Genomic DNA, 5901 nt, shown 5'->3' with positions numbered 1-5901 from the left:
AGCACTGGTGATGACGGATGTCATGATGCCGCTTGTCGATGGAATAACACTGTGCCGAGCGATCCAGGCCGATCCGGTCTATCAGGCAATTCCAGTGATCCTCATGAGCGCGGTCGCTTCACATGCGCTTCGTGGCTGTCGCGCAATCGCATTCCTCAAAAAGCCGTTCGATCTGCAGAATGTTGTCGATACGATTACGGACGTGATTGGGCGGGCCGATTGCGCCTGAAGCACGATCAATCTTGGTTCTGCAAAGCAGTGTAAAAAATCAAGCGGTTTCCCACACTTTGGAGATTCCACTAACGTTCGAGAGCGCATAATATCAGTGGCAATGATGGTCGGTCCGACATCTTTCCATCCTTATGCTCCATGAAGCCACTCCCCGTTAATTGCTTGCTCAGGTCATAATCGATATGCCGCATCGCTTCTTCAGCCCACGGATCACGTAAGATGGGATGCGTCCACTGGCTTTGAATCGCTCGGCCGCTCAAGGTCATGAGCATCGTCTCTTTTTCTTTGGTAAAGTGGATCTTATCGGTTGTCATAAAATTGCTCCTTACGAACGAATTTCCCGTGCTTGTTTGATCTGCTCCATCTGTGCTCGTGCCGACGCGGTGATCTGCCGGACGATGGCTTTTTCTGCCTCGCTGTTCGCGCCGGTTGGTGCATCTTCTGGCCGCAGCGCGCGATCCATGATGTCGGCCAGCGCTTCCATCACCGCATCATAAGGCGGAAATTGGTCAAGCGGTTTGAAATCCGCGATCGTCAACTGGCCGTACGACAGCATTTCGACAATGTGTACGATCACGGCCGCATCGATATCCTGGCGAATCGCTCCCGCCGCTTGCAGTGCCTGAAAGAAACCCCACGTGTTCACCTCGGAATACATGTGGGCGAAGAGGTTGTTTCGCTTGCGAAGGTAGTTGCCGACCACACGGGTGTCGCGTCGCATCATCGCGGCGATCAAGGGATGGCGGTTCACGGCGTGAAAGGTTGCCCGGTAGAACCCACCAATCGTTCCACCGCGCGCGCCCGCCTCGATCTGCTCCAACCAGGTCTGGGCGTAGTGCATATATTCACGGTAGAGCAGCGCTTCGAAGAGTTCCTCTTTGCCCTTGAAATACAGGTAGACGGTTCTCCGACTCGCGCCTGCTTCCTCGGCAATATCACGCATGGTTGTCTTGTCATATCCCAATCGGATAATGACGGCTGCGGCTGCATCGAGAATCTGCTGCTGGCGTTCATTAGTATCGGACATTTACGGTCTCTCACTCGGGCCTATTTCACATACTGCACAAGTTATGATATATTGTGCAGTATGCCACAGGACTGAGGTCAAGGCTGAAATAAAGAAGTCCACTCCTCGTTCGAGGAGATGGCGGACGGCGACGGCATCCTGCTCGACACGTCTCCTGACGGGCGCGCGGCCGGTCTCGCGCCGGCTTCACGCACGTGCGCTGCGTGCCAGCCGAGGCAGGCCCGTCGATGCTGATCCGCTCCGACGGGTGCGTTGCTTGGGCCGGCGACGCGGGAGAAGTCGAGGGGTTCGTGGACGCGCTTGAGCGCTGGTTCGCGGCCGCCGCTCCTGGGCCGGGCGGCTTGCAGGAGCGGTCAGCCTCGGCATGGCCTTTGTCGCCCGTGCCGCCGCGAGCGGAGCAGCGAACATAGCCGACGACGTCACTACTGGCGGTCAGCGTGTCACTGGCAGTCTGCCTGTCTCGGTCGTTGCGCTGATTGCGCTCGTTCTCGATCGCGTGCAGCAGCCCAACGGCTCGTTGCAGCTGACGTGGACGCGCAACGCTTCGCGACCGAGAAAGCTCAGCCCTATGCCCGCAGCTGAACTTGCGTTGGCTGCGCAAGATCCCCCCTCCACAATTGTCGCCCGTTGCTCGCTCGTGCGACTGATCCAACTCATTCGAACGTCATCTCGATTTGACCGAACAGATCATTTGTTCTATACTCGATCACGCCAACCCAACGTGCCTCGTATTGCTTAACTGAAGACGGCTGGAGGAGCCGTTCGGCTCCCTTTACATCATCAAGGAGAGGAATAAGGAGGGGAATGATGAAATTGCTGCTCACGTCCGGGGGCATCACGAACCCGAGCATCCGCGACGCGCTGATAGACCTGCTGGGCAAGCCGATCGCCGATTCCAGCGCGCTCTGCATCCCGACGGCGCAATGGGGCCACCCGGTGTGCGGGCCAACCTCGGTTCGGGGCTTCGTCGTCGGCGAGCCCCCGCACCATGAGCGGCCTGGGCCTGGGCTGGAAGTCGGTGGGCCTCCTCGAACTCACCGCACTGCCCACCATCGGCGAGGAGCGCTGGGTCCCCTGGGTCCAGGAGGCCGACGTTCTGCTCGTGGACGGCGGCGACGCGACGTACCTGTGCCACTGGATGCGGGAGTCCGGGTTGGCCGACCTCCTGCCGTCGCTGTCCGAGACCGTTTGGGTGGGCGTGAGCGCCGGCAGCATGGTGATGACTCCCCGGATCGGTGCCTACTTCGTGGAGTGGCAGTCCGCGCCGGGCGACCAAACCCTGGGGGTCGTCGACTTCTCGATTTTCCCGCATCTCGACGCTTTCCCGACGAACACCCTGGCTGACGCAGAGCGGTGGGCCGCCGAAATCGGCATCCCGGCCTACGCCATCGACGAACAGACCGCCCTCAAAGTGGTCGATGGCGTTGTCGACGTTGTCTCTGAGGGTCATTGGAAACTGTTTGCACACTAATGCGTTCAAGCTGTTTCTCTAAGTCTTTACATGTCATGAGTCGTCTTAGATGCTCAGCGTGGCTGCACGGCTGATCATTACCACGAAACACCGTAACGTGCCCCGCCGCCCAACCCTCGCCGCTGCCGGCCGCTGCGTGCGCGAGATCGCGGCAAATGAAGCACGCCCAACCGCGTGGGAGAATCGGCTCCACGCCATTTCCTTTTGCCCGCCCTCGCCAGGATGACTCCAGGCGCACTGTCGAAATTGCAGAGTCTCGGTCGACTATGTGTTAGCGAGCGAAGCTGAGTACTCGCAGTGACCATGCCCTTAGGCGAACGCTCATGAGGGCGAAAAGGAGAATGGACGTGAAAAACCCAGCGAAGAACACGGTTTGCCTTTGGTACGACAGGGACGCGGAAGACGCCGCGCGCTTCTACGCCGAGACGTTTCCCGATTGTTCTGTAACGGCGGTGCACCGCGCCCCGGGCGACTTTCCATCGGGAAAGCAAGGCGATGTGTTGACGGTCGAGTTTACCGTGATGGGTATCCCGTGCATCGGGCTCAATGGCGGCCCCGAGTTCAAGCACACCGAAGCATTCTCGTTCCAAGTCGCAACCGATAACCAGGCCGAAACTGATCGGTACTGGAATGCGATCGTCGGGAACGGCGGCGAAGAGAGTGCGTGCGGCTGGTGCAAAGACAGGTGGGGCGTGTCATGGCAGATCACGCCGATCGCACTGACGGAAGCGATCACCGATCCCAATCCCGCAGCCGCCAAGCGCGCGTTCGATGCGATGATGGAGATGAACAAGATCGACATCGCTGCGATCGAAGCGGCACGCCGGGGTTGATGGAGTACCGCGTCTGCTGCCCAACCGCGCATGCTATGGACGTGTCGCCGAAAGCGCTTTCGGCGACACGTCCACAGCGTCAGGTCGAGCGGTTCGGGTGGCTTGACGAGCAGCACTATCGCCAGTATCACGCCGTGCAAGGCACTCAAGGAGCTGGCGCGTGGCGGTGCAGAATCGCGCTATGAACCACAGTCCGCACATCAGCAAAACCATAGAGCTGGAGAATGGCGTGCGCCAGCTCGAATTTAGCGTCGAAGTCGCCGGCGAAGCCGTTCCCTGTGTGCTATGGAAACCCAGCGCAGCGCGCGAATCGCGGACGTTGCTAGTACTGGGACATGGTGGGTCGCAACACAAGCAGGCGCCGAGCGTTCGTGACCGAGCGATCCGCTACGCAACCAGCTTCGGCTGGGCCAGCCTTGCCATTGATGCCCCGAAGCATGGCGATCGGATCACGCGCGCAGCGGCGGAAGCAGACCGTCTAAAAACGGAACGCCGGTTACGGGGTGATGTGAACGCGCCATCTTTGAGTACTGCTGAGAAAATCGCATTTCTGGACACACTGGCGGCCCAAGCAGTACCTGAGTGGCGAGCTGCCCTTGATACGACCCTTGCGTGGTTTGCGCCAGCCGTTGAGTCGATTGGGTATTGGGGCGTGTCGCAAGGGACGTGGATCGGCGTGCCGCTGCTGGCTGAGGAGAAGCGCTTCAAATGTGCGGTGCTTGGCCTTGCGCACTTGCATCCCGAGCATAATGTATTTGGGCGCGCTGCTGAGCGAATAACAATACCTCTGCGCTTCGCCTTTCAATGGGACGACCCGATTCGCAGCCGGGACTATGGCATCGCGCTATTCAACGCGTTTGGCAGCTCCGACAAATCGATGCATATCAACGCTGGCGGCCACCCAGACATCCCAGCGGCCGAAGTTGAATCGTGGGATGCGTTCTTCCAGCGTCACTTGAACTAGGCAAGCAGCATCGCCGTGGCGGCTGATACGCCACTCGTGGAGAGAGGCGAAAACATCACCACACGTGGTATTGATGTGCAGGGGTTGCCTACTGGTACGCGGCTGTATTTTGAAGACATCTCTCAGCGGACTCACGGCAGCTGAATACCAACCCGTTGGGCGCACCATCACAACCCATCGTGCGACCACAATGTATAAGCCTCGACATCCCTATACTCGTGTTGTTCGGCATTTACATCGCCGAAATCGCCTGCTTCTCGCTTGATGATCGCGAACATCTCACGCTATACTTTTCTCCATACCAGCTAATCCAGGAGCGCGGATGATCCCACTTTCCCAGCGTCCCACCGCTGATGAATGTTCTCGCTACTATTTCACCTATGTTCAACTTGTTCCTGATGGCGATATTCTTCGTACGCTGCACACACAGCATGCTGACATCCATTCGCTGCTGAAGGATAGCTCCGATACCAGTGCAACTGCGTCTCCAGCCCCAGGCGAATGGAGCATCAAACAGGTGATTGCTCATCTGAGCGATACTGAGCGCTTGTTCGCATTTCGCGCGCTATGGTTCGCACGTGGTGAGCAGTCCGCATTGCCTGGATGGAACCAAATCCGTGGGTTGCGCTCAGCAATGCCAATCGACGGACGGTACACGATCTGCTTGCCGAACTGATCAGGTGCGCGCAGCAAGTCTTGCGTTGTTTGCGAACTTGGACGCAGCAGCCTGGCAACGTCAGGGCATCGCGAGCGAGATGGTGATGAGTGTACGCGCATTGGCCTGGATCATTGCCGGGCATGAACGTCATCACAATCGCTCGTTGCGTGACGTCTATCTGTAAGTTTCGGACACCGGAAACTGGTTCGAGAACAAGGTCGACATGCGCCCAACACGCGCATGCAGTCCGACCGCTTCGCGAGAGCGGTGCTATTCGTATAGTCGGCCCCATCACCTCCGGCGCGCACGAGTCAGTACGATATCCTGTGGCTCGACCACGCATCTACGAATTCGGAACTCCGCGCGCCAGGAACCTCAGCAGCGCGAGGAGGCGCTCACGGCGGTAATCAACCAGTCGCTGCCGGCAGCACTCAAGCAGGCGATCGTCGATCGGGCCGAGCGGCTGGTCGCCGAGTATCAGGAGAACGAGCTGAAGCAGCGGCAGACCCGCGCGGCGCTGGAGGCGCTGACCGCGAAGGCCCGAAGCGTGTTCGCGGTGCTCACCGAGCCGAACCTAGATCCGACACGCTGGCAGGAACCGGCAGTGCTCGGCGCGTTCAGGCGTGCACTGGCGATTCTGGTCAAAAAAGCGGTTGTGAGAAAAGGAGATACGAGGTTGGCTTATTGTGTCGAGCTGACCCTCACGAAGGATCCGAT

Annotated in this window: 10 protein-coding genes and 1 pseudogene; 8 read left to right on the top strand and 3 right to left on the bottom strand. The window is 59.0% G+C overall.

The window, feature by feature from the left end; translation table 11 throughout:
* The coding region (locus IPK17_RS22880; RefSeq protein WP_343420014.1) for a response regulator at positions 1 to 229 on the top strand (229 nt) is incomplete at its 5' end.
* A 70-nt stretch (positions 230 to 299) separates the two neighbouring features.
* On the opposite strand, the gene IPK17_RS22875 is transcribed toward IPK17_RS22880, so the two are convergent.
* Both IPK17_RS22875 and IPK17_RS22870 read right to left on the bottom strand, forming a co-directional pair.
* Positions 300 to 545, bottom strand: a complete 246-nt coding sequence (locus IPK17_RS22875) for a hypothetical protein (protein ID WP_343420013.1) — start codon at positions 543 to 545, stop codon at positions 300 to 302.
* Between the two features lie 11 nt (positions 546 to 556).
* Positions 557 to 1258 (bottom strand): TetR/AcrR family transcriptional regulator, encoded by a 702-nt coding sequence (locus tag IPK17_RS22870; protein ID WP_343420012.1) that lies wholly within the window; start codon positions 1256 to 1258, stop codon positions 557 to 559.
* A 194-nt stretch (positions 1259 to 1452) separates the two neighbouring features.
* Here IPK17_RS22870 and IPK17_RS40705 point away from each other — a divergent pair, with 194 nt between their 5' ends.
* Positions 1453 to 1668, top strand: coding sequence for an aromatic-ring hydroxylase C-terminal domain-containing protein (locus tag IPK17_RS40705; protein WP_350341656.1), 216 nt, complete (start codon positions 1453 to 1455; stop codon positions 1666 to 1668).
* Positions 1669 to 1911: 243 nt separating this feature from the next.
* Here IPK17_RS40705 and IPK17_RS22865 read toward each other — a convergent pair whose 3' ends face one another.
* Entirely contained in the window at positions 1912 to 2169 is a 258-nt protein-coding gene (locus tag IPK17_RS22865; protein WP_343420015.1) for a hypothetical protein, read from the bottom strand.
* Between IPK17_RS22865 and IPK17_RS22860 the strand changes: the two are divergent.
* The 6 genes and pseudogenes from IPK17_RS22860 to IPK17_RS22840 form a co-directional block, all read left to right on the top strand.
* Positions 2066 to 2729, top strand: a pseudogene (locus IPK17_RS22860) (Type 1 glutamine amidotransferase-like domain-containing protein). The gene IPK17_RS22865 and the pseudogene IPK17_RS22860 overlap by 104 nt on opposite strands.
* Before the next feature lie 347 nt (positions 2730 to 3076).
* Entirely contained in the window at positions 3077 to 3562 is a 486-nt protein-coding gene (locus IPK17_RS22855) for a VOC family protein (protein WP_343420011.1), read from the top strand.
* Between the two features lie 160 nt (positions 3563 to 3722).
* Positions 3723 to 4526: an alpha/beta hydrolase gene (locus IPK17_RS22850; protein WP_343420010.1), complete on the top strand. Its 804-nt coding sequence runs from the start codon at positions 3723 to 3725 to the stop codon at positions 4524 to 4526.
* Between the two features lie 322 nt (positions 4527 to 4848).
* Entirely contained in the window at positions 4849 to 5202 is a 354-nt protein-coding gene (locus IPK17_RS22845) for a DinB family protein (RefSeq protein ID WP_343420009.1), read from the top strand.
* Positions 5105 to 5368, top strand: a complete 264-nt coding sequence (locus IPK17_RS40700) for a DinB family protein (RefSeq protein ID WP_350341655.1) — start codon at positions 5105 to 5107, stop codon at positions 5366 to 5368. The genes IPK17_RS22845 and IPK17_RS40700 overlap by 98 nt, the downstream gene beginning before the upstream one ends.
* Before the next feature lie 39 nt (positions 5369 to 5407).
* The coding region (locus tag IPK17_RS22840; RefSeq protein ID WP_343420008.1) for a hypothetical protein at positions 5408 to 5901 on the top strand (494 nt) is incomplete at its 3' end.

This window comes from Candidatus Flexifilum breve, assembly GCF_016713355.1.
The sequence above is the reverse complement of the archived record's forward strand: the minus strand, read 5'-3'. Positions and strand labels throughout refer to the sequence as shown.